The sequence below is a fragment of the Escherichia sp. B1147 genome (genome assembly GCF_001660175.1).
GTDB lineage: Bacteria > Pseudomonadota > Gammaproteobacteria > Enterobacterales > Enterobacteriaceae > Escherichia > Escherichia whittamii.
Window position 1 is genome coordinate 1 of the sequence record NZ_LFHY01000001.1, and the last position, 26,538, is coordinate 26,538.

The following is a 26,538-nucleotide window of genomic DNA, read 5'->3' on the forward strand; positions in this document are numbered from 1 at the left end:
TTATCCCCCTCCATCGGGCAGTTTCCCAGACATTACTCACCCGTCCGCCACTCGTCAGCGAAACAGCAAGCTGTTTCCTGTTACCGTTCGACTTGCATGTGTTAGGCCTGCCGCCAGCGTTCAATCTGAGCCATGATCAAACTCTTCAATTTAAAAGTTTGATGCTCAAAGAATTAAACTTCGTAATGAATTACGTGTTCACTCTTGAGACTTGGTATTCATTTATCGTCTTGCGACGTTAAGAATCCGTATCTTCGAGTGCCCACACAGATTGTCTGATAAATTGTTAAAGAGCAGTTGCGACGCGGCTTTCAGCTCACTGTCGCGAGGTGGCGTATATTACGCTTTCCTCTTTCAGAGTCAACCCTGAATTTCAGGATTTTTCTCTTCGTTGTTCCGACCATCTTGTGAAGTGTTTCACGTTGTCGTCTCAACGGAGGCGCATTATAGGGATCCCAATTTTTTGCACAAGTACTTTTTTGATCTTTTTTTCTGTTTGTTGTTTTTTCACCCGCCTTGCTTCATTCGCACGCAAAATGGTGCTTTTTTGCATACTAAAACACTTGCACAAGGCAAATATTGCACCCAAAGTCATTAGTAAATCATTTCTTGTTGAGGTAAGTATGTCTGACGTTTTACGCCCATACCGCGATCTTTTTCCACAAATCGGTCAGCGCGTAATGATCGACGATAGTAGTGTAGTGATTGGTGACGTCCGCCTGGCTGATGATGTGGGGATCTGGCCGCTCGTTGTGATTCGTGGTGATGTGAATTATGTACAGATTGGTACCCGCACTAATATTCAGGATGGTAGCGTCTTACATGTAACCCATAAATCAACAACCAATCCCCAAGGCAATCCATTAATCGTAGGTGAAGACGTCACGGTTGGACACAAGGTCATGCTTCATGGCTGTACTATTGGTAATCGAGTACTGGTTGGAATGGGATCAATTTTACTTGATGGCGCTGTAATAGAAGATGATGTAATGATCGGCGCGGGTAGCCTGGTCCCACAAAATAAACGGCTGGAGAGCGGATATCTGTATCTCGGTAGCCCCGTCAAACAGATCCGCCCGTTAAGTGATGAAGAGAAGGCAGGGTTACGCTACTCCGCGAATAACTACGTCAAATGGAAAGATGAGTACCTGGATCAGGGTAACCAGACCCAACCTTGATCATCTTCGCTTTGATCCTGAATCAAGCTTTCTGCTTCTTCTTCAAGGTCCCAGCGATGCTGCCGAAAATTCGCTAACCACTGTTCTGGCGTATCTCCTGCAAAGCGATTCGCCAGACTCTCTCCAGTAATAGCGCAAGTGAGCTGCATACCATTTACAATAGCGGGAAAACAAACGCATTTTTTACTCTCGTTCCACTCTTCCCTGTCTGGAAATTGGATGGCCTGATTCACGCAGACAACTCCTCCTGCAATTGCTTTATGACTGGTTCTACGTCAGGCAGAACACCGTGCCAAAGAAGAAAGGCATGAGCCGCCTGCGCCACTAACATCCCCAATCCATCTGCATTACGTTTTGATCCTTGCTGCTCACACCATGCCAGGAAGGGAGTTTTTCCCTTCTGGTAGAACATGTCATAACAACAAATGCCTGAATGAACGAGCGATGCCGGGATCGCCGGAACATCTCCACTAATGCCACTGGATGTCGCGTTAATAATAAGATCGAACTCGTGACCTTCCAGTTCGTCCATACCCAACACCTGAACACTTCCAGTGTGCGCAAACAATTTAGCCAACTCTTCCGCGCGAGAAACCGTTCGGTTAGTGATTGTCACCGCACAGTCCAGAGAGAGGAGCGGCAGTAATACCCCACGAGACGCCCCACCAGCACCGATCAACAAAATACGTAAGCCGGAGCGAATAAAAGACAGACGTTCCAGATCGCTTAACAAACCTACGCCATCGGTATTGTCACCCAGCAGGCGCCCATCTTCTAAACGCTTGAGGGTATTAACTGCTCCAGCCAACGCCGCCCGTTCAGTAAGTTCATCTGCTCTGGCAAAAGCTTCTTCTTTAAAAGGCACCGTCACATTCGCACCTTTGCCACCAGCACTAAAGAAAGCGTTCAGCGTGTTGATGAAATCATTGATAGGTGCCAGCACGCGACCATAGGGATGCTCAATATTCAGTTGCTGTGCAAATTGCTGATGAATGAATGGCGATTTGCTATGTGCAATCGGATTACCAAAAACAGCATAGGTTTCCATTATGTTACCCCTGTCGAAACAGTTCACCCGTCAGGGCATCGCGGATTTCTGAAGGATTTAAACGCCCCCCCGTTTCACCAGGCACAACCGGGAACTCCGCACCAAATTGTGCACGAACTTCGTCTACTGTTCGACAAGGTGGCAATCCACTCAAGTTGGCACTGGTAGAAACCAGCGGTTTACCATAAGCCTGGCACAAAGCAATCACCAACGGATGGTCGGTGACTCGTACAGCAAGTGAGTCAAATCGGCCCGTCAACCAGCGCGGTGTTGTCGCTGGCGCGGGAAAGACAAAGGTGACAGGACCTGGCCAGCGAGAAAAAATGGTTTCACGCTGCGCGTCCGTCAGCATGCTGTCATCGATATAAGGTTTGAGCTGCTCGTAATTTGCTGCGATTAAAATCAGCCCCTTATCAACCGGACGTTGTTTTAACTCCAACAGTCGCATCACTGCTGTTTCGCTATCAGGATCGCACCCGACACCGAAAACGGCTTCCGTTGGATAGGCGATGACACGTTCTTCATTGAGGACATCTATCGCAGCTGCAATAGCGCCTCCTTGCAGGTTATTATTCACGTTATTATTCCGCCGAAACCGGCTTTCCACATTGTTTATTGGCACAAAAGTGTTTTACACCCTGCGCGGTTTTCTTTTCGATGAGTAGCGGATAATGACACTCAGGGCATTCTCCGGCTATGGGTTTGAAGTTAATGGCAAACTGACACTCCGGGTAGCGATCACAGGAATGAAACGTTTTGCCATAACGGGAGCGACGCTGGACCAGATGGCCCGTTCGACATTGAGGACAGGTAATTGCCGTTTCGTCTGGTTTATCGATAAGTTCTGTATGTTCGCATACAGGATAGTTACTACAGCCAATGAACATACCGAAGCGTCCCTGGCGTAACACCAGGTCTGCACCACATACCGGGCATATTTGCCCCTCCAGAACTTTGACAATATGACCATCCGCTGATGATTTCAGAGGACGGACATAGTCACATGCCGGATATTGAGAACACCCGAGAAACGGACCGTGTTTCCCGGATCGAATAACCAGTTCAGCCCCACACTTTGGGCAGGACTCATTATTACGCACCGTGAACAGTGCTGATTTTGCCATAACAACTTATGCTGAATTAAAGAAATGATTAATGCAGCATACCTTCATTCACTTCAAAGAGTAATTCTTCCATTTGCTGGTACGCATTTTCGCAGCCCGGAATGTTGAACAACACCATCAGGATCACCCATTTCAGATCATCCAGTTCGAACTCTGCGTTATCCAGTGCGAGCACTCGCTCTATCACCATTTCACGGGTTTCAAGATTGAGCACCTGAATCTGCTCAAGGAAAAGCAGAAACCCACGACAGCTGGCATCCAGTCGTTCACACTCTTCCGGGGTATAAATACGCATGGAGAGAGGATCAGATGCCAATTGCATCGGTTCTGCCAACCCTTCCTGATAATCCGCAAGCTTTTCCAGCCATAGCAGGGCATTGTAAATGTCTTCTCGCTCAAAACCTGCGTCGGTAAGATCCTGTTCAAGTTTGTCTTGATCCACACGCAACTCAGCTTCAGTGTGAATATAGGTTTCAAACAAATACATTAGTACGTCGAACATGGCATGCCCTCCTCAATCGGACATAGCCGCCGGGTACAGCTGCGATCCATCCTGCTAACTCCAGTTCAAGTAGTTGAGTAACTACCTCTGGCACAGGTTGGCCGGCACGTTCAGCGACGACGTCAACAGGTGTTACCTCATCTCCTACGTTAGCCAGGAGCTCAGGAAATGGCAATGCCACGTCTTCCTGATCTGATGAATAAAATGATTTTTCAGGGGCATCTGGCAACCAGTGCAATCCATATTGCAAATTTTCCAGAATTTCTTCCGGTTCCGTCACAAGAATCGCACCTTGTTTAATAAGCCAGTGGGGGCCTTCACTTCCGGGACTCCCTAATGGACCGGGCAAAGCAAAAACTTCACGCCCCTGCTCAAGCGCACAACGCGCTGTCACCAGTGAACCACTGCGCAAGGCCGCTTCCACCACCAGTACACCTTTACTTAGACCACTGATAATACGATTTCTTCGTGGGAAATTGTAAGCAAGAGGAGGGGCATCGAGGGGAAATTCCGAGACGAGAGCCCCACCATGTTCAAGCAGACTGGTAGCCAGTCGGGCATGGCGACGCGGATAAATGGTATTGAGCCCATTACCCAGCACAGCAACACTGACACCATTTACCTGCAAGGCCGCTTTATGCGCTACACCATCGATTCCACGCGCCAGCCCACTGGTAATTGTCACACCTCGCGCCGCCAGCGACTCACATAACAGTCGTCCCCACCGTTCGCCATACCATGAATGCGCCCGGCTTCCTACTACGGCCAACTGAAATGATTGCAGCGCTTGTAGATCACCAGCAACAAACAATGCACCTGGATAATCAGCCGTTGCAATAAGTTGAGGAGGATAAAATTCGCTGTCCGCAGGAATTAAATGATGGTTAGGTTGCTCCAGCCAACAAAGTGAGCTTTCAATACTCTTCTGTGAAAATGTAAGAAAACGTTGTGCCTGTCGCGATGAAAGCCCTGTTTGCTGCAGTACAACTGCATCAATATTTGGCTGTTCTGCCAGCCAGTGAGCTATACGGACCATATCATCGCCGTACAAGGTGCTCACATTCATCAAACGCAGCCAAATTTCTGTCTCGACCATCCTTATCCCCTTGCCATAAGCAGCCTTAGCAATCTTTGCGATTGGTCAGTGATGCTGTCAATCAGAGGGGGATTTGTCTAGAATAGAAGAAATAATCTTTCTAACTCCTGAACACATCTCTGGAGATTTATGTCAGTTTTGCAAGTGTTACATATTCCGGACGAGCGGCTTCGCAAAGTTGCTAAACCGGTAGAAGAAGTGAATGCAGAAATTCAGCGTATCGTCGATGATATGTTCGAGACGATGTACGCGGAAGAAGGTATTGGCCTGGCGGCAACACAGGTTGATATTCATCAACGTATCATTGTTATTGATGTTTCGGAAAACCGTGACGAACGGCTGGTGTTAATCAATCCGGAGCTTTTAGAAAAAAGCGGCGAAACAGGCATTGAAGAAGGTTGCCTGTCGATCCCTGAACAACGTGCTTTAGTGCCGCGCGCAGAGAAAGTGAAAATTCGCGCCCTGGACCGCGACGGTAAACCATTTGAGCTGGAAGCAGACGGTCTGTTAGCCATCTGTATTCAGCATGAGATGGATCACCTGGTCGGTAAACTGTTCATGGATTACCTGTCACCGCTGAAACAACAACGTATTCGTCAAAAAGTTGAAAAACTGGATCGTCTGAAAGCCCGGGCTTAAGGATAAGAACTAACGTGTCAGAATCACTACGTATTATTTTTGCGGGTACACCTGACTTTGCAGCGCGTCATCTTGACGCGCTGTTGTCTTCTGGACATAACGTTGTCGGCGTGTTCACCCAACCGGACCGACCGGCAGGTCGCGGTAAAAAACTCATGCCCAGCCCGGTTAAAGTGCTGGCAGAAGAGAAAGGGTTACCGGTTTTTCAGCCTGTTTCCCTGCGCCCACAAGAAAACCAGCAACTGGTCGCCGATCTGCACGCTGATGTCATGGTCGTCGTCGCCTATGGGCTGATTCTGCCTAAAGCTGTGCTGGAAATGCCGCGTCTTGGATGCATCAATGTTCATGGTTCACTGCTGCCGCGCTGGCGTGGGGCTGCGCCAATCCAACGTTCGTTGTGGGCGGGCGATGCAGAAACCGGCGTCACTATTATGCAAATGGATGTCGGTTTAGATACGGGCGACATGCTCTATAAACTCTCCTGCCCGATTACCGCAGAAGATACTAGTGGCACGTTATATGACAAACTGGCAGAGCTTGGCCCACAAGGGCTTATCACCACATTGAAACAACTGGCAGACGGCTCGGCAAAACCGGAAGCGCAGGACGAAACTCTCGTCACTTACGCTGAGAAATTGAGTAAAGAAGAAGCGCGTATTGACTGGTCGCTTTCAGCGGCACAGCTTGAACGCTGCATTCGCGCTTTTAATCCATGGCCGATGAGCTGGCTGGAAATTGAAGGTCAGCCTGTTAAGATCTGGAAAGCGTCGGTCATTGGTACGATGACCACGTCTGCGCCAGGGACAATCCTTGAAGCCAGCAAACAAGGCATTCAGGTCGCGACCGGTGACGGCATCCTGAATCTGCTCTCATTGCAACCTGCGGGTAAGAAAGCGATGAGCGCACAAGACCTCCTGAATTCTCGTCGGGAATGGTTTGTTCCGGGCAACCGTCTGGCCTGATAGTCCACTCTTCTAAGCCCGGTCGTGCCGGGCATTTTTATTTTTATACTTATGAAAAAACAACGTAATTTACGTAGCATGGCGGCACAGGCCGTTGAACAAGTCGTCGAGCAAGGGCAATCATTAAGCAACATTCTGCCGCCGCTACAACAAAAAGTTTCCGATAAAGACAAAGCACTGCTACAAGAATTGTGCTTTGGCGTACTGCGGACGCTATCACAGTTAGACTGGCTAATTAATAAATTAATGGCCCGTCCAATGACCGGCAAACAGCGGACTGTGCATTACCTGATTATGGTTGGTTTGTATCAACTGCTTTATACCCGTATTCCCCCTCATGCCGCGCTGGCTGAAACAGTGGAAGGCGCGGTCGCGATTAAACGCCCGCAACTTAAAGGGTTAATTAACGGTGTACTACGGCAGTTCCAGCGTCAACAGGATGAATTACTGGCCGAGTTTAATACCAACGACACTCGTTATCTGCACCCTGCCTGGCTCTTAAAACGTCTGCAAAAAGCGTATCCAGAGCAATGGCAATCCATCGTTGAAGCCAATAATCAACGCCCGCCAATGTGGCTACGTGTCAACCGTACGCACCATTCCCGCGATGCCTGGATTGCCTTACTGGAAGAAGGCGGTATGAAAGGTTTCCCAGATACTGATTATCCTGATGCTGTACGGCTGGAAACACCAGCGCCTGTTCATGCGCTACCCGGTTTTGAAGAAGGATGGGTTACCGTTCAGGATGCTTCGGCACAAGGTTGCATGACCTGGCTTGCTCCGCAAAACGGTGAACATATTCTGGATCTTTGCGCCGCGCCAGGCGGTAAAACAACGCATATTCTTGAGGTTGCTCCAGAGGCGCAAGTTCTGGCGGTCGATATTGATGAGCAACGCCTCTCTCGCGTTTACGACAATTTAAAACGTCTTGGTATGAAGGCAACCGTGAAACAAGGTGATGGCCGCTACCCTTCCCAATGGTGTGGTGAGAAACAGTTCGATCGCATCTTATTAGATGCGCCTTGTTCGGCAACCGGAGTGATTCGCCGCCATCCGGATATTAAATGGTTGCGTCGCGATCGCGATATCCCAGAACTCGCGCAGCTGCAGTCTGAAATTCTCGACGCTATATGGCCACATTTGAAGTCAGGCGGAACGCTTGTTTATGCTACCTGTTCGGTGTTACCGGAAGAGAATAGCCAACAAATTAAAGCCTTTCTGCAACGCACAGAAGATGCAATGCTTTGCGAAACAGGAACCCCAGAACAACCGGGTAAGCAAAATCTGCCTGGTGCCGAAGAGGGCGACGGCTTCTTTTACGCTAAGCTAATCAAAAAGTGATGAGATAACGGGTCGCGACTGATGAAAATTATCATTCTGGGTGCCGGACAAGTTGGCGGCACGCTGGCGGAAAACCTGGTAGGTGAGAACAACGATATTACCGTTGTCGATACCAATGGTGAGCGTTTGCGGACCTTGCAGGATAAATTTGACCTGCGTGTCGTGCAGGGACACGGTTCCCACCCACGGGTATTGCGGGAGGCAGGTGCCGACGATGCTGATATGCTGGTTGCTGTAACCAGTTCAGATGAAACCAATATGGTTGCCTGCCAGGTAGCCTACTCGCTTTTCAACACTCCTAACCGCATCGCCCGCATCCGTTCACCGGACTACGTGCGAGATGCCGATAAGCTATTTCATTCTGATGCCGTACCGATTGATCATCTTATCGCGCCAGAGCAATTGGTTATCGATAATATTTATCGACTGATCGAATATCCCGGCGCCTTGCAGGTCGTGAACTTTGCAGAGGGCAAAGTTAGCCTTGCGGTAGTAAAAGCCTATTATGGTGGCCCGCTCATTGGTAATGCGCTTTCGACTATGCGCGAGCATATGCCGCATATCGATACCCGCGTGGCGGCAATTTTCCGCCACGATCGTCCTATTCGTCCGCAAGGTTCGACCATTGTTGAAGCCGGTGATGAAGTGTTCTTTATTGCCGCCTCGCAGCATATTCGTGCAGTAATGAGTGAGTTACAGCGACTGGAAAAGCCATATAAGCGGATCATGCTGGTTGGCGGCGGTAATATCGGTGCAGGGCTGGCGCGTCGTCTGGAAAAAGATTACAGCGTCAAACTGATCGAACGGAATCAACAACGCGCTGCCGAATTGGCGGAAAAATTGCAGAATACGATCGTCTTTTTTGGTGATGCATCAGATCAGGAACTGCTGGCTGAAGAGCACATCGATCAAGTTGATCTATTTATCGCGGTAACCAATGATGACGAAGCCAATATCATGTCTGCCATGCTCGCCAAACGTATGGGCGCGAAAAAGGTAATGGTATTAATCCAACGTCGCGCTTATGTGGATCTGGTTCAGGGGAGCGTTATCGATATTGCAATTTCACCGCAGCAGGCAACAATCTCTGCTTTGCTCAGTCACGTACGAAAAGCAGATATCGTTGGCGTCTCCTCGCTGCGACGTGGCGTAGCAGAAGCTATTGAAGCCGTTGCACACGGTGATGAAAGTACTTCTCGTGTCGTTGGCCGGGTTATAGATGAAATCAAACTGCCACCAGGAACGATTATTGGTGCAGTAGTACGCGGCAATGATGTGATGATTGCCAATGATAATCTTCGTATTGAGCAAGGCGATCATGTAATTATGTTCCTGACGGACAAAAAGTTTATTACCGACGTCGAACGTCTCTTCCAGCCAAGTCCTTTCTTCTTATAATTAATAAGGCGTCTTCTGACGCCTTATTAATTCCCTTTTCTTTTCAAGGATTAATTAAATTCATTCCCGGCAGGAAAATAGCTTAACATTTGTTAGACTTATGATTGTCGGCTTTATAGGGAGAATAACATGAGCATTATTAAAGAATTTCGCGAATTTGCGATGCGCGGGAATGTGGTGGATTTGGCAGTGGGTGTCATTATCGGTGCGGCCTTCGGTAAGATTGTATCTTCACTGGTTGCCGATATCATCATGCCGCCGCTGGGTTTATTAATTGGTGGGATCGACTTTAAACAGTTTGCTGTCACGCTACGCGATGCGCAGGGGGATATCCCTGCTGTCGTCATGCATTACGGTGTCTTCATTCAAAACGTATTTGATTTTCTGATTGTTGCCTTTGCCATCTTTATGGCAATTAAGCTAATCAACAAACTGAATCGTAAGAAAGAAGAACCGGCAGCCGCGCCTGCGCCAACCAAAGAAGAAGTACTACTGACAGAGATTCGCGATTTACTGAAAGAGCAGAATAACCGCTCTTAACAAGATCCTGAAAGTAGAAGGCCAGTGGTAAAAAAGTGATTTACTTTCTTGCCACTGGCCTCCCAGTTACCCCTATTGCCATGTTTTCCTTTTCGCATATAACTGCCTTTCCCTTTTTTATTTTTTTCTACACGCTGTCTGAACAAGGGGTCATGCAGTAATGCTTCAATCGCATTATCCTTTATATGCCCTTTCGTATGCTGATATCGGCTCATAAAAACTCCAGTTGTTTATTTAACGGCGCGAGTTTAATCCTGTCAGTGCAAAAAATCAACAACCTGCTTTGCCGCCGCTGGCTCCTTGCTCAAGAGCTTCAAGGATAGAGCAATAAACGCTGCTATGGGCGCTACCACAACAGGCATCGTTAAGACGTTGCAAGGAACGCTGCATGCTCTGCAACTCGGCTATCCGCGCTTCCACTTCCTGTAATCTTTCCTGCACAATGCCTTTTGATTCCTGACAAGTATGATGTTCAGGATCGATACGGATCGAAAGTAACTCACGGATCGACTCCAGACTGAAACCAAGTTGTCTGGCATGCCGAATAAATTTCAACCGTTGGAGATCGCTTTCGGTATACAGGCGAAAGCCTCCTTCCGTACGAACTTCATGATCCATCATCTGCTGTTTTTCGTAATAACGTATTGTGTCGGGTGTAACTTCCGCCAGTTTTGCCAGCTCACCAATGCGATACATAAATTCTCTCTCAGTTGTCATTAATTTTATTCAGAAGCTTATCTGCATATTCGCCACGTAAAAATTCAGTGCTCAAACCTGCTTGCCGCAGTTTTAACTCCAGTAAAGATAACTGACGGCTAACCTCTTGATATTGTGGTTCATCCTGACGGATTCCTTTGAGAATATCCAGAAGCTGAACGGCTTCCTTACGCTGCTCAAGTTCTGGCGGTAAACAGCCGGCATTCTTTAACAAGCGATAGCCAGCACGCAGTTCCGGCGGCACGTGTGAGTCATCTTCCAGAATTAATGGTTCACCACTGCCCGGGAGATTATCAAACTCGCCTTTAGCTTGTGCTTCAGTAATATGGCGCTCTGCCCACTGGTCAAGTAACCACATAAATACTCCAGGGGATGAACAAAAAGAGTACAGCTATTGTAGATAAGTGGGGATACTGCGGGTATAAAAAAACCCGCCGGGGCGGGTTTTTTTACGTTGCTTCAGATTACTCTGCAGCAGCTTCTGCTTTCTCTGAACGATCAACCAGCTCGATGTAAGCCATCGGCGCGTTGTCGCCTGCACGGAAGCCACACTTCAGAATACGAGTGTAACCACCGGCACGGCTCGCGAAACGCGGGCCCAGTTCGTTAAACAGTTTTGCCACGATCTCGTTATCACGAGTACGGGCGAATGCCAGACGACGATTAGCAACGCTATCAGTCTTGGCAAGAGTAATCAGCGGCTCAACTACGCGGCGCAGCTCTTTCGCTTTAGGCAGAGTCGTCTTGATGATTTCATGACGAACCAGTGAACCTGCCATATTGCGGAACATAGCCTGGCGATGGCTGCTGTTGCGGTTCAGTTGACGACCACTCTTACGATGGCGCATGACCTTATCCTTCTCAGTAAAACCTTAACCTGTGATCCGGTTACTCGTCAGCGATGCTTGCCGGTGGCCAGTTTTCCAGGCGCATACCCAGAGACAGTCCACGGGAAGCCAGCACGTCTTTAATCTCAGTAAGAGATTTTTTACCAAGGTTAGGCGTTTTAAGGAGCTCAACCTCGGTACGTTGTACCAGATCACCGATATAGTGGATAGCTTCTGCTTTAAGGCAGTTAGCAGAGCGGACAGTCAATTCCAGATCGTCAACAGGGCGCAGCAGGATCGGATCGAACTCTGGTTTCTCTTCTTTCACTTCCGGCTGACGTACATCACGTAAGTCAACGAAAGCTTCCAGTTGTTCAGCCAGAATGGTTGCCGCACGACGAATCGCCTCTTCAGGATCGATTGTGCCGTTGGTTTCCATTTCGATGACCAGCTTGTCCAGGTCGGTACGCTGTTCTACACGCGCTGCTTCAACATTGTAGGCAATACGCTCTACAGGGCTGTAGCATGCGTCGACCAGCAGACGGCCGATTGGGCGCTCATCTTCTTCCGAATGAATTCGGGTAGAAGCCGGCACATAACCACGACCGCGCTGAACTTTGATACGCATGCTAATAGACGCGTTCTCATCGGTCAGGTGGCAGATCACGTGCTGCGGCTTGACGATTTCGACATCACCGTCGTGGGTGATATCGGCTGCAGTCACAGGGCCAATGCCAGATTTATTCAAGGTAAGAATAACTTCATCTTTGCCCTGAACTCTCACCGCCAGCCCTTTCAGGTTGAGCAGGATTTCCAGGATATCTTCCTGAACGCCTTCTTTGGTGCTGTACTCATGTAGTACACCATCAATCTCAACCTCGGTCACCGCGCAACCCGGCATCGATGAGAGCAGAATACGGCGCAGTGCGTTACCCAGAGTATGGCCAAAGCCACGCTCTAAAGGCTCAAGGGTCACCTTGGCGTGCGTCGAACTCACTTGCTCGATATCAACCAGGCGCGGTTTTAGAAACTCTGTCACAGAACCCTGCATTGTGTCCTCTCTTTGGTACTAAGCTTTACTTGGAGTAAAGCTCGACGATCAGGTGTTCGTTAATGTCCGCAGACAGATCAGAACGCTCCGGCTTACGCTTAAACGTACCTTCCATCTTGCCAGCATCAACTTCCAGCCAGGTTGGCTTTTCACGCTGCTCAGCCAGCTCCAGAGCGGCTTTCACGCGAGACTGCTTCTTCGCTTTCTCACGAATGCTTACAACGTCATTCGGACTAACCTGATAAGAAGCGATGTTAACAACACGACCGTTTACCATAATTGCTTTATGGCTAACCAGCTGACGTGCTTCTGCACGAGTGGCACCGAAGCCCATACGGTATACAACGTTGTCCAGACGACCTTCCAGCAGAGCCAACAGGTTTTCACCGGTGTTGCCTTTCAGACGTGCTGCTTCTTTGTAGTAGTTACGGAACTGACGCTCCAGCACACCATAGATACGGCGAACTTTTTGCTTTTCACGCAACTGCACACCATAGTCAGACAGACGCGGTTTACGCGCACCGTGCTGGCCAGGAGCTTGTTCAATTTTACACTTGGTATCGATCGCGCGAACGCCAGACTTAAGGAATAAGTCGGTGCCCTCACGACGGCTCAGCTTGAGCTTAGGACCCAAATATCTTGCCATTTTCTTTCTCCAACAAACCTGGAAAACGAAGCGTTATACGCGACGTTTTTTCGGCGGACGACAACCGTTATGAGGGATCGGAGTCACATCAGTAATGTTAGTGATGCGGAAACCTGCGGCGTTCAGAGCACGAATAGTAGATTCGCGGCCTGGACCCGGACCTTTAACCATAACTTCCAGATTCTTGATGCCGTATTCTTTCACGGCGTCAGCGCAACGCTCTGCTGCAACCTGAGCTGCAAACGGAGTGGATTTGCGAGAACCACGGAAACCGGAACCACCGGCTGTTGCCCAACCCAACGCGTTACCCTGACGATCAGTGATAGTCACGATGGTGTTGTTGAAAGAAGCATGGATATGAGCCACGCCGTCAGAGACTTGTTTTCTTACACGTTTACGTGCACGAATTGGTGCCTTTGCCATTATTCAATCACCCCGATTATTTCTTGATCGGTTTGCGCGGACCCTTACGGGTACGTGCGTTGGTCTTGGTACGCTGACCGCGAACCGGTAGACCACGACGATGACGCAAACCGCGATAGCAACCAAGATCCATCAGGCGCTTGATGCTCATGCTGATTTCACGGCGCAGATCACCTTCAACGACAAATTTGGCAACTTCGTCACGCAGCGTGTCGATTTGTCCTTCAGACAGCTCACTGATCTTAACATCTTCAGCGATACCCGCTGCAGCCAGGATGGCTTTGGAACGGGTCTTGCCGACGCCATAAATCGAAGTTAATGCGATTACGGCATGCTTATGATCAGGAATGTTAATGCCTGCTATACGGGCCACTATGCACTCCTACTATTTAATATGTACGTTCCATGCTGAAAAGCCCGTTTTCAGGATACTCAAATGGAAACGCACAGACATACAAAAGATTGGCTGGCTAATCTAGCCAGCTCAACCCAACTTTGCAAGAAAAATATGCGAATAAATCAGCCTTGGCGCTGTTTATGCTTCGGCTCGGCACTGCAAATCACACGGATGACACCATCACGCTTAACGATTTTGCAGTTACGGCATAATTTCTTGACGGAAGCACGAACTTTCATTTTTACTCTCCGTAACTTCTCGGGCGACCAATTATCGGCCGTAGCCTTTCAGGTTCGCCTTCTTCAATGCAGACTCATACTGACTGGACATCATCAGAGTTTGCACTTGAGCCATAAAGTCCATAATCACGACAACAACGATAAGCAGTGAGGTCCCACCGAAGTAGAACGGTACTTTCATTGCATCACGCATGAACTCCGGGATCAGGCAGATAAAGGTAATGTACAGCGCACCAACCAGGGTCAGGCGGGTCATTACTTTATCGATATACTTCGCCGTTTGCTCTCCCGGACGAATTCCTGGTACAAATGCACCGGACTTCTTCAGGTTATCTGCTGTTTCACGCGGGTTGAAAACCAACGCCGTGTAGAAGAAACAGAAGAAGATGATTGCAGACGCATAGAGTAACACATAAAGCGGTTGCCCAGGCTGCAAATACAGCGAAATTGTTGTCAGCCAGTTCCAACCAGTACCGCCCCCGAACCATGACGCGATGGTTGCCGGGAACAGAATAATACTGGAAGCGAAGATTGCCGGGATTACCCCCGCCATATTCACTTTCAGCGGTAAATGTGTGCTCTGTGCAGCATAGACACGACGACCTTGCTGACGTTTTGCGTAGTTTACCACAATGCGGCGTTGACCACGCTCAACAAATACAACAAAGAACGTCACTGCAAATACTAATACTGCAACCAACAGCAACACGAGGAAGTGCAGGTCGCCTTGACGCGCTTGCTCGATAGTATGGGCAATGGCTGGCGGGAGTCCCGCGACAATACCGGCGAAGATAATGATTGAAATACCGTTGCCGATACCTCGTTCAGTAATCTGTTCGCCCAACCACATCAGGAACATCGTTCCTGTGACCAGACTTACAACAGCGGTGAAGTAGAATGCAAAGCCCGGGTTAATAACCAGGCCTTGCATACCAGGCATATTCGGCAGACCGGTAGCAATACCGATCGACTGGAATATTGCCAGCACCAGAGTACCGTAACGGGTGTACTGGCTGATCTTACGACGACCAGACTCCCCTTCTTTCTTAATTTCTGCCAGCGTTGGGTGAACCACCGTCAGCAGCTGGATAATGATCGACGCCGAAATATACGGCATGATCCCCAGAGCAAAGATAGAAGCACGGCTGAGAGCACCACCAGAGAACATGTTAAACATCTCAATGATGGTGCCTCGCTGTTGCTCAAGCAGTTTGGCAAGTACAGCGGCATCAATACCAGGGATCGGAATAAAAGAGCCAATACGGAACACAATCAGCGCACCGATAACAAACAGCAGTCTGCGTTTCAGCTCGCCTAAGCCACCTTTGGCACTTTGAAAATCTAATCCCGGTTGTTTAGCCATCTGCTACTTATTCCTCGATTTTACCGCCAGCAGCTTCGATAGCAGCGCGAGCGCCTTTAGTAACACGCAGGCCACGAACAGTTACCGGAGTAGTTACTTCGCCAGCCAGGATCACTTTCGCGAACTCGATCTGGATACCGATAATGTTAGCCGCTTTCAGCGTGTTCAGGTCTACAACACCGCCTTCTACTTTAGCCAGATCAGACAGACGAACTTCGGCTGTAATCGCTGCTTTACGAGAAGTGAAGCCGAATTTCGGCAGACGACGGTACAGAGGCATCTGACCACCTTCGAAACCGCGACGTACGCCACCGCCAGAACGAGATTTCTGACCTTTGTGACCACGACCACCGGTTTTACCGAGGCCAGAACCGATACCACGACCCAGGCGTTTACCCGCCTTTTTGGAGCCTTCGGCCGGAGACAGAGTATTTAAACGCATCTCTTACTCCTCAACTTTAACCATGAAGGAAACCGCGTTGATCATACCACGAATAGCAGGAGTATCCTCGCGCTCTACGGTGTGACCAATACGACGCAGACCCAGGCCAAGCAGCGTTGCCTTGTGTTTCGGCAGACGACCGATTGCACTGCGGGTTTGAGTAATTTTAATAGTCTTTGCCATGGTTTATTTCCCCAGAATTTCTTCAACGGATTTACCACGCTTGGCAGCGACCATTTCTGGAGAACTCATATTTTCCAGGCCATCAATAGTTGCACGAACCACGTTAATCGGGTTGGTGGAACCATATGCTTTAGCCAGAACGTTATGAACCCCAGCGACTTCCAGAACGGCGCGCATTGCACCACCGGCGATGATACCGGTACCTTCGGAAGCCGGCTGCATGAATACGCGAGAACCCGTGTGAACACCTTTAACAGGGTGTTGCAGAGTGCCGTTATTCAGCGCGACGTTAATCATATTGCGACGGGCTTTTTCCATCGCTTTCTGGATCGCTGCTGGAACTTCACGCGCTTTACCGTAACCAAAACCAACGCGACCGTTACCATCGCCAACTACAGTCAGAGCTGTGAAGGAGAAAATACGACCACCTTTAACGGTTTTAGATACGCGGTTTACCGCGATCAGCTTTTCCTGCAGTTCGCCAGCTTGTTTTTCGATGTGAGCCATCTTACACCTCTACCTTAGAACTGAAGGCCAGCTTCACGGGCAGCATCTGCCAGTGCCTGGACACGACCATGATATTGGAACCCGGAACGGTCAAAGGATACATCTTTGATGCCTTTTTCCAGAGCGCGTTCAGCGACAGCTTTACCCACAGCTGCAGCCGCGTCTTTGTTACCGGTGTACTTCAGTTGTTCAGCGATAGCTTTTTCTACAGTAGAAGCAGCTACCAGAACTTCAGAACCGTTCGGTGCAATTACCTGTGCGTAAATATGACGCGGGGTACGATGTACCACCAGGCGAGTTGCGCCCAGCTCCTGGAGCTTGCGGCGTGCGCGGGTCGCACGACGGATACGAGCAGATTTCTTATCCATAGTGTTACCTTACTTCTTCTTAGCCTCTTTGGTACGCACGACTTCGTCGGCGTAACGAACACCCTTGCCTTTGTAAGGCTCAGGACGACGGTAGGCGCGCAGATCCGCTGCAACCTGGCCGATCATCTGCTTATCAGCGCCTTTCAGCACGATTTCAGTCTGAGTCGGACATTCAGCAGTGATACCCGCAGGCAGCTGATGGTCAACAGGATGAGAGAAACCCAGAGACAGGTTAATCACATTGCCTTTAACCGCTGCACGGTAACCTACACCAACCAGCTGCAGCTTCTTAGTGAAGCCTTCGGTAACACCGATAACCATTGAGTTCAGCAGGGCACGCGCGGTACCAGCCTGAGCCCAACCATCTGCGTAACCATCACGCGGACCGAAGGTCAGGGTATTATCTGCATGTTTAACTTCAACAGCATCGTTGAGAGTACGAGTCAGCTCGCCGTTTTTACCTTTGATCGTAATAACCTGACCGTTGATTTTTACATCAACGCCGGCAGGAACAACGACCGGTGCTTTAGCAACACGAGACATTTTTTCCTCCGATTAGGCTACGTAGCAGATAATTTCGCCACCAAGACCAGCCTGGCGCGCTGCACGATCAGTCATAACACCTTTAGAGGTAGAAACAACTGCGATACCCAGACCCGCCATAACTTTCGGCAGCTCATCTTTACGTTTATAGATGCGCAGACCTGGGCGGCTGACACGCTGAATGCTTTCTACAACAGCTTTGCCCTGGAAATACTTAAGAGTCAGTTCCAGTTCAGGCTTGGTGTCGCCTTCAACTTTAAAATCTTCAATAAAACCTTCTTCCTTCAGCACGTTGGCGATTGCCACTTTCAGCTTGGAGGAAGGCATGGTGACCGCAGCTTTGTTCGCGGCCTGACCGTTACGGATACGGGTCAGCATATCCGCGATCGGATCTTGCATGCTCATCTGTCTTTACTCCCGTGATTCAATTGGTGACAATTACCAGCTAGCCTTTTTCAGACCCGGGATTTCACCGCGCATAGCGGCTTCACGGACCTTAATACGGCTCAACCCGAACTTCCGCAGAAAACCATGCGGACGACCTGTTTGACGGCAGCGGTTACGCTGACGAGACGGGCTGGAATCACGCGGCAGAGTCTGCAGCTTGAGAACAGCGTTCCAACGATCTTCGTCGGAAGCGTTCACATCAGAGATGATCGCTTTCAGTTCAGCGCGTTTCGCGAAGTATTTATCAGCTAAAGCTACGCGTTTTACTTCGCGTGCTTTCATTGATTGCTTAGCCATTTAGTAACCCTACCTTACTTGCGGAACGGGAAGTCAAAGGCAGCCAGCAGAGCACGGCCTTCTTCGTCAGATTTCGCAGTAGTGGTAATGGTAATATCCAAACCACGAACGCGGTCGACTTTATCGTAGTCGATTTCTGGGAAGATGATCTGCTCACGGACACCCATGCTGTAGTTACCACGACCGTCGAAAGACTTAGCGGACAGGCCACGGAAGTCACGGATACGCGGTACAGCAATAGTGATCAGGCGCTCAAAGAACTCCCACATGCGTTCGCCACGCAGAGTTACTTTACAGCCGATCGGATAGCCCTGACGGATTTTGAAGCCTGCAACAGATTTGCGTGCTTTGGTGATCAGCGGTTTTTGACCGGAGATTGCTGCCAGGTCTGCTGCTGCGTTATCCAGCAGTTTTTTGTCAGCGATCGCTTCACCAACACCCATGTTCAGGGTGATCTTCTCGACCCGAGGGACTTGCATGACAGAATTGTAGTTAAACTCAGTCATGAGTTTTTTAACTACTTCGTCTTTGTAGTAATCATGCAGTTTCGCCATCGTACTACTCCAAATTACTTGATAGTTTCGCTGTTAGACTTGAAGAAACGGACTTTTTTACCGTCTTCGAATCTAAAGCCTACACGGTCAGCCTTGCCGGTTGCCGCATTGAAGATTGCTACGTTGGAAACCTGAATAGCGGCTTCTTTTTCAACGATGCCACCCGGTTGGTTCAGGGCCGGAACCGGCTTCTGATGTTTCTTAACCAGGTTGATACCTTCAACAATGACCTTGCCGGAAGACAGGACATTCTTAACTTTACCGCGTTTACCTTTATCTTTACCGGTTAACACGATAACTTCGTCATCACGACGGATTTTCGCTGCCATGATTCGCTCCTTAGAGTACTTCTGGTGCCAGAGAGATAATTTTCATGAACTTCTCACTACGAAGCTCACGAGTTACCGGCCCAAAAATACGCGTACCGATAGGCTGCTCGCTGTTGTTGTTCAGAAGAACACAAGCATTACCATCGAAGCGAATGACAGAACCGTCCGGGCGACGAACACCCTTCTTGGTGCGCACCACTACCGCCTTCAGCACATCACCTTTTTTGACCTTACCACGCGGAATTGCTTCTTTGATGGTGATCTTGATGATGTCGCCTACGCCTGCGTAGCGACGGTGCGAGCCACCCAGAACCTTGATACACATTACGCGACGTGCACCGGAGTTGTCGGCGACGTTCAGCATAGTCTGTTCTTGGATCATTTTAGTGCTCCGCTAATGTCAACTACTACTGAGACCCGAAAATCAGGTCGTTAAAAATCCCCATATCGAGGGCGCGGCATTATAACACCGCTTCAAGGATATGGGTAGAAAAAATAAACGGCTCATTTCTGAGCCGTTTATTCGTATCGAGAGAGTGTACTGTATTACAGAACCGCTTTCTCTACAACGCGAACCAGCGTCCAGGATTTAGTCTTGGACAGCGGACGGCATTCGCGGATTTCAACCACGTCACCGATACCGCATTCGTTGTTCTCGTCATGTACGTGCAGTTTGGTCGTACGCTTGATGAATTTACCGTAGATCGGGTGTTTCACAAAACGTTCGATAGCAACAACAATGGATTTCTCCATTTTGTCGCTAACAACGCGACCTTGCAGAGTACGGATTTTATCGGTCATTACGCACCCGCCTTCTCGTTCAGTAAAGTCTTAACGCGTGCGACATCGCGACGCACTTGCTTCAACAGGTGAGACTGTTGCAGCTGGCCACTTGCAGCCTGCATACGCAGGTTGAACTGCTCACGCAGCAGGTTCAGCAGCTCGGTGTTCAGCTCTTCAACGCTCTTCTCACGCAGCTCTTTTGCTTTCATTACATCACCGTCTTAGTTACAAAGGTGGTTTTAATCGGCAGTTTCGCTGCTGCCAGCTTGAATGCTTCACGGGCCAGCTCTTCCGGAACACCGTCCATTTCATACAGGACTTTACCCGGCTGAATCAAGGCAACCCAATACTCCACGTTACCTTTACCTTTACCCATACGCACTGCCAGCGGCTTTTCAGTGATCGGTTTGTCCGGGAACACACGGATCCAGATCTTACCTTGACGCTTAACTGCACGGGTCATAGCACGACGTGCTGCTTCGATCTGACGTGCAGTCAGACGACCACGGCCAACAGCTTTCAGACCGAAGCTGCCGAAGCTAACATCCGTACCCTGCGCCAGACCGCGGTTACGGCCTTTGTGCATTTTACGGAATTTTGTACGCTTTGGTTGTAACATCAGCGACGCTCCTTATTTACGGCCTTTACGCTGCTGCTTTTTAGGCTGAGCAGCCGGTTTTTCCGGTTGTTCAACAGCAGCCATACCACCCAGGATCTCGCCTTTGAAGATCCACACTTTAACGCCGATTACACCGTAAGTGGTGTGCGCTTCAGAGGTGTTGTAGTCGATGTCAGCACGCAGAGTGTGCAGCGGTACGCGACCTTCGCGGTACCATTCGGTACGTGCGATTTCCGCGCCGCCCAGACGGCCGCTAACTTCAACTTTGATACCTTTAGCGCCCAGACGCATTGCGTTCTGTACAGCACGCTTCATAGCACGACGGAACATAACGCGACGTTCCAGCTGAGAAGTGATGCTGTCAGCAACCAGTTTTGCGTCCAGTTCAGGCTTACGAACTTCGGCGATGTTGATCTGTGCAGGAACGCCAGCGATGTCCGCTACGACCTTACGCAGTTTTTCTACGTCTTCACCTTTCTTACCGATAACGATACCCGGGCGAGCAGTGTGAATGGTTACACGGATGCTCTTAGCCGGACGCTCGATAACGATACGAGATACGGACGCTTTAGCCAGTTCCTTAGTCAGGTACTGACGTACTTTAAAATCGCTGTCCAGGTTGTCAGCGAATTCTTTGGTGTTCGCAAACCAGGTAGAGTTCCATGGTTTTACAATACCCAGGCGAATACCATTAGGATGTACTTTCTGACCCATTGCTAGTCTCCAGAGTCTCAGCGATCGGACACAACCACAGTGATGTGGCTGGTGCGCTTCAGGATGCGATCTGCACGACCTTTTGCACGCGGCATAATGCGCTTCATGCTCGGGCCTTCGTCTACGAAAATTTTCGTAACTTTCAGATCGTCAATGTCAGCGCCATCGTTGTGTTCAGCGTTAGCAATGGCAGATTCCAGAACCTTCTTGACCAGTACAGCCGCTTTCTTGTTGGTGTAGGTCAGAATATCCAGAGCCTGCGACACTTTCTTACCGCGAATCAGGTCAGCAACAAGGCGAACCTTCTGAGCAGAAGAACGAGCATGGCGATGTTTAGCGATAGTTTCCATCTCTTCCTCCTACCTTATTTCTTTTTCGCTTTTTTATCAGCAGCATGGCCGCGATAAGTACGAGTCGGTGCGAATTCACCCAGTTTGTGACCGACCATTTCGTCGGTTACAAATACCGGAACGTGCTGACGACCATTATGGACAGCGATGGTCAAACCGATCATGTTAGGAAAGATCGTTGAACGACGGGACCAAGTGCGCAGGGGCTTCTTGTCTCCGCTTTCCACCGCTTTCTCTACCTTCTTCAGCAAGTGCAGGTCAATAAAAGGACCTTTCTTGAGAGAACGTGGCATGGCTTATCCTCTAAAATTATTTGCTACGGCGACGTACGATGAATTTATCAGTACGCTTGTTGCTGCGGGTCTTCTTACCTTTGGTCTGAACGCCCCACGGAGTTACCGGGTGCTTACCAAAGTTACGACCTTCACCACCACCATGTGGGTGGTCTACCGGGTTCATCGCGGTACCGCGAACGGTCGGACGAACACCACGCCAGCGTGCAGCACCTGCTTTACCCAGAACGCGCAGCATATGCTCAGCATTGCCAACTTCGCCCAGAGTTGCACGGCAGTCTGCTTCTACTTTACGCATTTCACCAGAACGCAGACGCAGGGTGACATAAGCACCGTCACGAGCAACGATCTGAACGTAAGTACCAGCGGAACGTGCCAGCTGACCGCCTTTACCTGGTTTCATTTCTACGTTGTGAACAGTAGAACCAACCGGGATGTTGCGCATCGGCAGGGTGTTACCTGGTTTGATTGCAGCATCAACGCCAGACTGAATCTGGTCGCCAGCTTTCAGGCCTTTAGGGGCCAGGATGTAACGGCGCTCACCATCTTTGTACAGAACCAGCGCGATGTTCGCGGAACGGTTCGGATCGTACTCAAGACGTTCAACAACTGCCGGGATACCGTCTTTGTTGCGTTTGAAGTCAACAATACGGTAAGCCTGCTTGTGGCCACCACCGATATGACGAGTGGTGATACGGCCATTGTTGTTACGACCACCGGATTTGCTGTTTTTTTCCAGCAACGGAGCAAAAGGTTTGCCCTTGTGCAGCTCAGGGTTAACCACTTTAACAACGTGGCGACGACCCGGAGATGTCGGTTTACATTTAACAACTGCCATTGTATTACTCCTCCGACTTACTCAGCGCCGCCAACGAAGTCCAGGTTCTGGCCTTCTTTCAGGGTGACGTAAGCTTTTTTCCAGTCGCTACGACGACCGATACGCTGTCCGTGACGTTTAACTTTCCCTTTAACTACCAGGGTGTTAACGACTTCGACTTCGACTTCAAACAGTTTCTGCACAGCAGCTTTGATTTCTGCTTTGGTCGCGTCTTTAGCAACTTTGAGTACGATGGTGTTGGATTTTTCCATCGCAGTAGACGCTTTTTCAGAAACGTGCGGTGCACGCAGCACCTTCAGCAGACGTTCTTCACGAATCATGCCAGCATCTCCTCAACTTGCTTAACAGCATCAGCAGTCATTACGACTTTGTCGAAGGCGATCAGGCTAACCGGGTCGATACCAGTTGCATCGCGTACGTCAACCTTGTGCAGGTTGCGCGCAGCCAGGAACAGGTTTTCGTCCAGCTCACCGGTGATGATCAGCACATCTTCCAGAGCCATGTCTTTCAGTTTCTGTGCCAGCAGCTTGGTTTTCGGTGCTTCTACAGAGAACTTCTCGACAACGATCAGACGATCCTGACGTACCAGTTCGGACAGAATGCTTTTCAGCGCGCCGCGGTACATCTTCTTGTTAACTTTTTGACTGTGGTCCTGCGGACGAGCAGCGAAGGTCACGCCACCAGAACGCCAAATCGGGCTCTTGATAGAACCAGAACGCGCACGGCCGGTGCCTTTCTGGCGCCACGGTTTTTTACCGGAACCAGTTACTTCAGCACGAGTCTTCTGAGCACGAGTACCCTGACGAGCACCGGCTGCATAAGCAACAACAACCTGGTGAACCAGCGCTTCGTTGAAATCACGACCGAAGGTAGTTTCGGAAACAGTCAGCGCGCTCTGCGCGTCTTTCAATACTAATTCCATTGCTATCTCCTTACGCCTTCACAGCTGGTTTAACGATCAGGTCGCTACCGGTTGCACCCGGGACTGCACCTTTAACCAGCAGCAGGTTGCGCTCAGCGTCAACGCGTACTACGTCAAGGCTCTGAACGGTTACACGTTCGTTACCCATCTGACCTGCCATTTTCTTGCCTTTGAACACTTTGCCCGGAGTCTGGTTCTGACCGATAGAACCCGGAACGCGGTGAGACAAGGAGTTACCGTGAGTTGCGTCCTGGGTACGGAAGTTCCAGCGCTTAACGGTACCTGCGAAACCTTTACCTTTAGAGGTGCCAGTTACGTCAACTTTTTTAACGTCAGCAAACAGTTCAACGCTAATGCTCTGACCTACAGTGAACTCTTCGCCTTCAGCCAGGCGGAATTCCCACAGACCACGGCCAGCTTCTACGCCAGCTTTAGCGAAGTGGCCAGCTTCAGGCTTGGTCACACGGTTAGCTTTTTTAGCACCGGTGGTTACCTGAATAGCACGGTAGCCATCGTTAGCCAGGTCTTTAACCTGAGTAACGCGGTTTGCTTCAACTTCGATTACGGTTACTGGGATAGAAACGCCGTCTTCTGTGAAGATACGGGTCATACCCACTTTTTTACCGACTAAACCAATCATTGTTTCAACCTCTCAATCGCTCAATGACCTGATTAACCCAGGCTGATCTGCACGTCTACACCGGCAGCCAGATCCAGACGCATCAGAGCATCAACGGTTTTCTCGGTTGGCTCAACGATGTCAACCAGACGCAAGTGAGTACGGATTTCGTACTGATCGCGCGCGTCTTTGTTGACGTGCGGAGAGATCAGAACAGTGAAGCGCTCTTTGCGTGTCGGCAGCGGGATCGGACCACGGACCTGCGCACCAGTGCGCTTGGCAGTCTCGACGATTTCCGCGGTTGCTTGATCGATCAGACGATGATCAAACGCTTTCAGGCGGATACGGATTCTTTGGTTCTGCATGAGACCAGAGCTCCAATTATTTTATAAACGAAAATGATTACTCCTCAGACCCATTACGATTGATGGGAGAGTGTAACCGTTCTTACGTAGCCCCCCGATTGGGAGCATTGTTAGGTAGCCAAATTCGACTAACTGAGGTTCAGATTGAACCTGCTGTCAACTACGACAAGCCCGCGCATTATACGCAAATCTGAGCCTGACGCAAGCATCGGGTAGAAATTAATCGCAACGCTCAGATTGCGAGCTGCATTCCACGATATTTGTAAAGTTGTGAAGATAGCGTTTTTCACCGGAACCAGGTTAACAAATCAGCGATTTCTCTGTTGCTGAGTATCCGGAGTTATTCGATGGTGATGCTCCAACTACAGAGGATGTTTTATGGACGCTACCCTTCCCTTTCTAATTTTGTACGCTTGTTTATCAGCCCTACTTTTTTTCTGGGATGCAAAGCATGGCTTGTTACCTGACAGATTTACCTGCCCGTTACTCTGGTCAGGTCTTTTGTTCTATCAGGTTTGTCATCCTGACGGTTTAGCCGATGCGTTATGGGGGGCGATTATTGGTTACGGTACATTCGCTGTCATTTACTGGGGGTATCGCATACTGCGTCATAAAGAAGGATTAGGCTATGGTGATGTGAAGTTTCTCGCCGCCCTTGGCGCCTGGCATACATGGGCCTTCTTGCCACGGCTAGTTTTCCTTGCTGCCTCATTCGCTTGCGGAGCCGTAGTTATTGGTCTGCTTATGAGAGGAAAAGAATCATTAAAAAACCCGCTGCCTTTTGGACCATTTCTGGCAGCTGCGGGTTTCGTTGTAGGCTGGGATAGTCTGCTGGCAGGCCGTTAATCTTTAACTTTAATTTGTGACTGCAGGTAATTCTGTAGGCCGATTTTACCGATGAGATCCAGTTCAGTTTCGAGCCAGTCGATATGACCTTCTTCATCGGCAAGGATCTCGATCAGCATATCGCGGCTGACATAGTCATGAACGCTGTCGGCATAAGCGATAGCCTCGCGAAGATCCTTCGCACCCTCCAGCTCTAATCGCAGGTCGGATTGCAGCATCTCCTCAACATCTTCACCAATCCCCAGTTTGCCTAAATCCTGTAAGTTGGGGATTCCTTCTAAAAACAAAATACGCTCGATATATTTATCGGCGTGTTTCATCTCATCGATGGATTCATGGTATTCGACGTCATTGAGACGCATCAGGCCCCAGTTTTTAAACATCCGGGCATGGAGAAAATACTGATTGATTGCGACAAGCTCATTTCCCAATAGTTTATTGAGATAATTTATGATTTTAACATCACCTTTCATTTTATAGTCCCTCCGCTTCCACTATTAGAGCGTAGATGGGGCTAGCGGGATGTCAAAAAATAAGCGTGGGCTTCAGGCAATCTCTTTAAATTCTGGCATCTGCATCAACTCATCCTGCATCACTTCACGTGCGGCGCGAATGCACTTACCACATTGATTTCCCACAGGAATAAACTTGCGTAATTGTTGGAAAGACTGAGGATGAAACTGACGGACTGCCTGGCGAATTTTTTTGTCACTTACACCATTACACAAACAAACGTACATGATTACTCCCGTTCAAATTCTGCGCAAAGTGTAAATGAGAATAGTTATGATTACAATAGCACAATTTTATTTGCGCCACAGTTCAGCGAGCGAAATTACGACTAAATATTTCGAGCTCAAATTACGGGCAGCAAAAAGGGCGCCGAAGCGCCCTTTTTAATTCGAAACTAATTAACGAATAATTAGCTCAGAACTTTAGCAACAACGCCCGCACCAACGGTACGGCCGCCTTCACGGATTGCGAAACGCAGACCGTCGTCCATCGCGATCGGGTGGATCAGGGTAACA

47 protein-coding genes and 1 rRNA gene are annotated in these 26,538 nt (G+C 49.4%); 7 read left to right on the plus strand and 41 right to left on the minus strand.

Translation table 11 applies throughout. The features are described 5' to 3' along the window. A 16S ribosomal RNA gene (locus tag A9180_RS00005) occupies positions 1-152 on the minus strand; the annotation flags it as partial. Between the two features lie 471 nt (positions 153-623). Between A9180_RS00005 and A9180_RS00010 the strand changes: the two genes are divergently transcribed. Continuing rightward, positions 624-1,178 carry a gamma carbonic anhydrase family protein gene (locus A9180_RS00010; RefSeq protein WP_064524898.1) on the plus strand — a complete coding sequence of 185 codons (555 nt, stop codon included), beginning with the start codon at positions 624-626 and terminating at the stop codon, positions 1,176-1,178. Here the strand turns inward: A9180_RS00010 and A9180_RS00015 are convergent. The 6 genes from A9180_RS00015 to dprA are packed head-to-tail and all read right to left on the minus strand — an operon-like array spanning position 1,154 to position 4,948. Further along, a complete protein-coding gene (locus tag A9180_RS00015; RefSeq protein WP_064524902.1) occupies positions 1,154-1,411 on the minus strand; it encodes a DUF1488 domain-containing protein in 258 nt (85 codons plus the stop codon). The two genes, A9180_RS00010 and A9180_RS00015, sit on opposite strands and share 25 nt — an antisense overlap. Further along, the gene (gene aroE, locus A9180_RS00020) at positions 1,408-2,226 is read right to left on the minus strand and encodes a shikimate dehydrogenase (RefSeq protein WP_064524905.1); all 819 of its coding nucleotides are present in this window, start codon (positions 2,224-2,226) and stop codon (positions 1,408-1,410) included. Before aroE ends, A9180_RS00015 begins: the two co-directional genes overlap by 4 nt. A gap of 4 nt (positions 2,227-2,230) precedes the next feature. Next, a complete protein-coding gene (tsaC, locus tag A9180_RS00025) occupies positions 2,231-2,803 on the minus strand; it encodes an L-threonylcarbamoyladenylate synthase type 1 TsaC (protein ID WP_064524908.1) in 573 nt (190 codons plus the stop codon). Between the two features lie 4 nt (positions 2,804-2,807). Next, the gene (locus A9180_RS00030; protein ID WP_064524910.1) at positions 2,808-3,350 is read right to left on the minus strand and encodes a type I DNA topoisomerase; all 543 of its coding nucleotides are present in this window, start codon (positions 3,348-3,350) and stop codon (positions 2,808-2,810) included. Between the two features lie 28 nt (positions 3,351-3,378). Then, positions 3,379-3,852: a DUF494 family protein Smg gene (gene smg / locus A9180_RS00035; protein ID WP_000460680.1), complete on the minus strand. Its 474-nt coding sequence runs from the start codon at positions 3,850-3,852 to the stop codon at positions 3,379-3,381. Continuing rightward, positions 3,824-4,948 (minus strand): DNA-protecting protein DprA, encoded by a 1,125-nt coding sequence (dprA, locus tag A9180_RS00040; RefSeq protein ID WP_064524912.1) that lies wholly within the window; start codon positions 4,946-4,948, stop codon positions 3,824-3,826. Before dprA ends, smg begins: the two co-directional genes overlap by 29 nt. Positions 4,949-5,077: 129 nt before the next feature. Between dprA and def the strand changes: the two genes are divergently transcribed. The 5 genes from def (at position 5,078) to mscL (ending at position 9,828) form a co-directional block, all read left to right on the plus strand. Beyond that, entirely contained in the window at positions 5,078-5,587 is a 510-nt protein-coding gene (gene def, locus A9180_RS00045; RefSeq protein ID WP_000114984.1) for a peptide deformylase, read from the plus strand. A 14-nt stretch (positions 5,588-5,601) separates the two neighbouring features. Beyond that, positions 5,602-6,549, plus strand: a complete 948-nt coding sequence (gene fmt / locus A9180_RS00050) for a methionyl-tRNA formyltransferase (RefSeq protein WP_064524914.1) — start codon at positions 5,602-5,604, stop codon at positions 6,547-6,549. A gap of 51 nt (positions 6,550-6,600) precedes the next feature. Further along, on the plus strand, positions 6,601-7,890 hold the full coding sequence (gene rsmB / locus A9180_RS00055) for a 16S rRNA (cytosine(967)-C(5))-methyltransferase RsmB (protein WP_064524939.1): 1,290 nt from the start codon (positions 6,601-6,603) through the stop codon (positions 7,888-7,890). 21 nt (positions 7,891-7,911) lie between these two features. After that, on the plus strand, positions 7,912-9,288 hold the full coding sequence (gene trkA / locus A9180_RS00060) for a Trk system potassium transporter TrkA (RefSeq protein ID WP_000691382.1): 1,377 nt from the start codon (positions 7,912-7,914) through the stop codon (positions 9,286-9,288). Positions 9,289-9,417: 129 nt separating this feature from the next. After that, the gene (mscL, locus tag A9180_RS00065; protein WP_000022442.1) at positions 9,418-9,828 is read left to right on the plus strand and encodes a large-conductance mechanosensitive channel protein MscL; all 411 of its coding nucleotides are present in this window, start codon (positions 9,418-9,420) and stop codon (positions 9,826-9,828) included. On the opposite strand, the gene arfA is transcribed toward mscL, so the two are convergent. The 31 genes from arfA to rpsJ all read right to left on the minus strand — a co-directional run bounded on the left by arfA (position 9,825) and on the right by rpsJ (position 24,664). Further along, on the minus strand, positions 9,825-10,043 hold the full coding sequence (arfA, locus tag A9180_RS00070; RefSeq protein WP_064524917.1) for an alternative ribosome-rescue factor ArfA: 219 nt from the start codon (positions 10,041-10,043) through the stop codon (positions 9,825-9,827). The genes mscL and arfA overlap by 4 nt on opposite strands. A gap of 55 nt (positions 10,044-10,098) precedes the next feature. Beyond that, positions 10,099-10,524: a Zn(2+)-responsive transcriptional regulator gene (gene zntR, locus A9180_RS00075; RefSeq protein WP_064524921.1), complete on the minus strand. Its 426-nt coding sequence runs from the start codon at positions 10,522-10,524 to the stop codon at positions 10,099-10,101. 10 nt (positions 10,525-10,534) lie between these two features. Continuing rightward, entirely contained in the window at positions 10,535-10,903 is a 369-nt protein-coding gene (locus A9180_RS00080) for a DUF1992 domain-containing protein (RefSeq protein ID WP_064524924.1), read from the minus strand. Positions 10,904-11,009: 106 nt separating this feature from the next. Next, complete coding sequence (gene rplQ / locus A9180_RS00085) at positions 11,010-11,393, minus strand: 50S ribosomal protein L17 (protein ID WP_001216368.1); 384 nt, start codon at positions 11,391-11,393, stop codon at positions 11,010-11,012. Positions 11,394-11,433: 40 nt separating this feature from the next. Next, positions 11,434-12,423, minus strand: coding sequence for a DNA-directed RNA polymerase subunit alpha (locus tag A9180_RS00090; protein ID WP_001162094.1), 990 nt, complete (start codon positions 12,421-12,423; stop codon positions 11,434-11,436). A 25-nt stretch (positions 12,424-12,448) separates the two neighbouring features. After that, entirely contained in the window at positions 12,449-13,069 is a 621-nt protein-coding gene (gene rpsD, locus A9180_RS00095; protein WP_000135224.1) for a 30S ribosomal protein S4, read from the minus strand. Between the two features lie 33 nt (positions 13,070-13,102). Continuing rightward, positions 13,103-13,492 (minus strand): 30S ribosomal protein S11, encoded by a 390-nt coding sequence (gene rpsK, locus A9180_RS00100; protein WP_001029684.1) that lies wholly within the window; start codon positions 13,490-13,492, stop codon positions 13,103-13,105. Positions 13,493-13,508: 16 nt separating this feature from the next. Next, complete coding sequence (gene rpsM, locus A9180_RS00105; protein WP_000090775.1) at positions 13,509-13,865, minus strand: 30S ribosomal protein S13; 357 nt, start codon at positions 13,863-13,865, stop codon at positions 13,509-13,511. Between the two features lie 146 nt (positions 13,866-14,011). Beyond that, a complete protein-coding gene (gene rpmJ, locus A9180_RS00110) occupies positions 14,012-14,128 on the minus strand; it encodes a 50S ribosomal protein L36 (RefSeq protein WP_000868187.1) in 117 nt (38 codons plus the stop codon). 31 nt (positions 14,129-14,159) lie between these two features. Continuing rightward, positions 14,160-15,491 (minus strand): preprotein translocase subunit SecY, encoded by a 1,332-nt coding sequence (secY, locus tag A9180_RS00115; RefSeq protein ID WP_001118861.1) that lies wholly within the window; start codon positions 15,489-15,491, stop codon positions 14,160-14,162. A gap of 7 nt (positions 15,492-15,498) precedes the next feature. Continuing rightward, positions 15,499-15,933, minus strand: coding sequence for a 50S ribosomal protein L15 (gene rplO / locus A9180_RS00120; protein WP_001238917.1), 435 nt, complete (start codon positions 15,931-15,933; stop codon positions 15,499-15,501). A gap of 3 nt (positions 15,934-15,936) precedes the next feature. After that, positions 15,937-16,116: a 50S ribosomal protein L30 gene (gene rpmD / locus A9180_RS00125; protein ID WP_001140433.1), complete on the minus strand. Its 180-nt coding sequence runs from the start codon at positions 16,114-16,116 to the stop codon at positions 15,937-15,939. A 3-nt stretch (positions 16,117-16,119) separates the two neighbouring features. Then, on the minus strand, positions 16,120-16,623 hold the full coding sequence (gene rpsE, locus A9180_RS00130) for a 30S ribosomal protein S5 (RefSeq protein WP_000940122.1): 504 nt from the start codon (positions 16,621-16,623) through the stop codon (positions 16,120-16,122). A gap of 14 nt (positions 16,624-16,637) precedes the next feature. Next, entirely contained in the window at positions 16,638-16,991 is a 354-nt protein-coding gene (rplR, locus tag A9180_RS00135; protein WP_000358960.1) for a 50S ribosomal protein L18, read from the minus strand. Between the two features lie 9 nt (positions 16,992-17,000). Next, positions 17,001-17,534: a 50S ribosomal protein L6 gene (gene rplF / locus A9180_RS00140; RefSeq protein ID WP_064524927.1), complete on the minus strand. Its 534-nt coding sequence runs from the start codon at positions 17,532-17,534 to the stop codon at positions 17,001-17,003. A gap of 12 nt (positions 17,535-17,546) precedes the next feature. Further along, entirely contained in the window at positions 17,547-17,939 is a 393-nt protein-coding gene (gene rpsH / locus A9180_RS00145) for a 30S ribosomal protein S8 (RefSeq protein WP_000062611.1), read from the minus strand. A 33-nt stretch (positions 17,940-17,972) separates the two neighbouring features. Beyond that, positions 17,973-18,278: a 30S ribosomal protein S14 gene (rpsN, locus tag A9180_RS00150; protein ID WP_001118930.1), complete on the minus strand. Its 306-nt coding sequence runs from the start codon at positions 18,276-18,278 to the stop codon at positions 17,973-17,975. Positions 18,279-18,292: 14 nt separating this feature from the next. Continuing rightward, positions 18,293-18,832, minus strand: a complete 540-nt coding sequence (gene rplE / locus A9180_RS00155; RefSeq protein ID WP_001096200.1) for a 50S ribosomal protein L5 — start codon at positions 18,830-18,832, stop codon at positions 18,293-18,295. 14 nt (positions 18,833-18,846) lie between these two features. Then, positions 18,847-19,161 carry a 50S ribosomal protein L24 gene (gene rplX / locus A9180_RS00160; protein WP_000729185.1) on the minus strand — a complete coding sequence of 105 codons (315 nt, stop codon included), beginning with the start codon at positions 19,159-19,161 and terminating at the stop codon, positions 18,847-18,849. Positions 19,162-19,171: 10 nt separating this feature from the next. Continuing rightward, positions 19,172-19,543: a 50S ribosomal protein L14 gene (rplN, locus tag A9180_RS00165; RefSeq protein WP_000613955.1), complete on the minus strand. Its 372-nt coding sequence runs from the start codon at positions 19,541-19,543 to the stop codon at positions 19,172-19,174. Positions 19,544-19,707: 164 nt separating this feature from the next. Beyond that, positions 19,708-19,962 carry a 30S ribosomal protein S17 gene (gene rpsQ, locus A9180_RS00170; protein WP_000130100.1) on the minus strand — a complete coding sequence of 85 codons (255 nt, stop codon included), beginning with the start codon at positions 19,960-19,962 and terminating at the stop codon, positions 19,708-19,710. Further along, complete coding sequence (gene rpmC / locus A9180_RS00175; protein WP_000644741.1) at positions 19,962-20,153, minus strand: 50S ribosomal protein L29; 192 nt, start codon at positions 20,151-20,153, stop codon at positions 19,962-19,964. Before rpmC ends, rpsQ begins: the two co-directional genes overlap by 1 nt. Further along, entirely contained in the window at positions 20,153-20,563 is a 411-nt protein-coding gene (gene rplP / locus A9180_RS00180) for a 50S ribosomal protein L16 (RefSeq protein ID WP_000941212.1), read from the minus strand. Before rplP ends, rpmC begins: the two co-directional genes overlap by 1 nt. 12 nt (positions 20,564-20,575) lie before the next feature. After that, positions 20,576-21,277: a 30S ribosomal protein S3 gene (gene rpsC, locus A9180_RS00185; RefSeq protein WP_000529945.1), complete on the minus strand. Its 702-nt coding sequence runs from the start codon at positions 21,275-21,277 to the stop codon at positions 20,576-20,578. 17 nt (positions 21,278-21,294) lie between these two features. Continuing rightward, positions 21,295-21,627, minus strand: a complete 333-nt coding sequence (gene rplV, locus A9180_RS00190; RefSeq protein ID WP_000447529.1) for a 50S ribosomal protein L22 — start codon at positions 21,625-21,627, stop codon at positions 21,295-21,297. A 14-nt stretch (positions 21,628-21,641) separates the two neighbouring features. After that, on the minus strand, positions 21,642-21,920 hold the full coding sequence (gene rpsS / locus A9180_RS00195; protein WP_001138117.1) for a 30S ribosomal protein S19: 279 nt from the start codon (positions 21,918-21,920) through the stop codon (positions 21,642-21,644). 16 nt (positions 21,921-21,936) lie between these two features. Beyond that, positions 21,937-22,758 carry a 50S ribosomal protein L2 gene (gene rplB, locus A9180_RS00200; RefSeq protein ID WP_000301864.1) on the minus strand — a complete coding sequence of 274 codons (822 nt, stop codon included), beginning with the start codon at positions 22,756-22,758 and terminating at the stop codon, positions 21,937-21,939. Positions 22,759-22,775: 17 nt separating this feature from the next. Beyond that, positions 22,776-23,078 (minus strand): 50S ribosomal protein L23, encoded by a 303-nt coding sequence (rplW, locus tag A9180_RS00205; RefSeq protein WP_000617544.1) that lies wholly within the window; start codon positions 23,076-23,078, stop codon positions 22,776-22,778. After that, complete coding sequence (rplD, locus tag A9180_RS00210; RefSeq protein ID WP_000424395.1) at positions 23,075-23,680, minus strand: 50S ribosomal protein L4; 606 nt, start codon at positions 23,678-23,680, stop codon at positions 23,075-23,077. Before rplD ends, rplW begins: the two co-directional genes overlap by 4 nt. Positions 23,681-23,690: 10 nt before the next feature. Then, on the minus strand, positions 23,691-24,320 hold the full coding sequence (gene rplC / locus A9180_RS00215) for a 50S ribosomal protein L3 (RefSeq protein ID WP_000579833.1): 630 nt from the start codon (positions 24,318-24,320) through the stop codon (positions 23,691-23,693). Between the two features lie 32 nt (positions 24,321-24,352). After that, positions 24,353-24,664 carry a 30S ribosomal protein S10 gene (gene rpsJ / locus A9180_RS00220; protein WP_001181004.1) on the minus strand — a complete coding sequence of 104 codons (312 nt, stop codon included), beginning with the start codon at positions 24,662-24,664 and terminating at the stop codon, positions 24,353-24,355. A 378-nt stretch (positions 24,665-25,042) separates the two neighbouring features. On the opposite strand from rpsJ, the gene A9180_RS00230 reads away from it, so the two are divergent. Next, entirely contained in the window at positions 25,043-25,510 is a 468-nt protein-coding gene (locus A9180_RS00230; protein WP_064524933.1) for a prepilin peptidase, read from the plus strand. Here the strand turns inward: A9180_RS00230 and bfr are convergent. The 3 genes from bfr to A9180_RS22230 all read right to left on the minus strand — a co-directional run. Beyond that, positions 25,507-25,983 (minus strand): bacterioferritin, encoded by a 477-nt coding sequence (bfr, locus tag A9180_RS00235; RefSeq protein ID WP_064524936.1) that lies wholly within the window; start codon positions 25,981-25,983, stop codon positions 25,507-25,509. The two genes, A9180_RS00230 and bfr, sit on opposite strands and share 4 nt — an antisense overlap. A 72-nt stretch (positions 25,984-26,055) precedes the next feature. Beyond that, positions 26,056-26,250: a bacterioferritin-associated ferredoxin gene (gene bfd / locus A9180_RS00240; protein WP_000289090.1), complete on the minus strand. Its 195-nt coding sequence runs from the start codon at positions 26,248-26,250 to the stop codon at positions 26,056-26,058. Between the two features lie 182 nt (positions 26,251-26,432). After that, on the minus strand, positions 26,433-26,538 hold a 106-nt coding region (locus A9180_RS22230; RefSeq protein ID WP_072093990.1), incomplete at its 5' end, for an elongation factor Tu.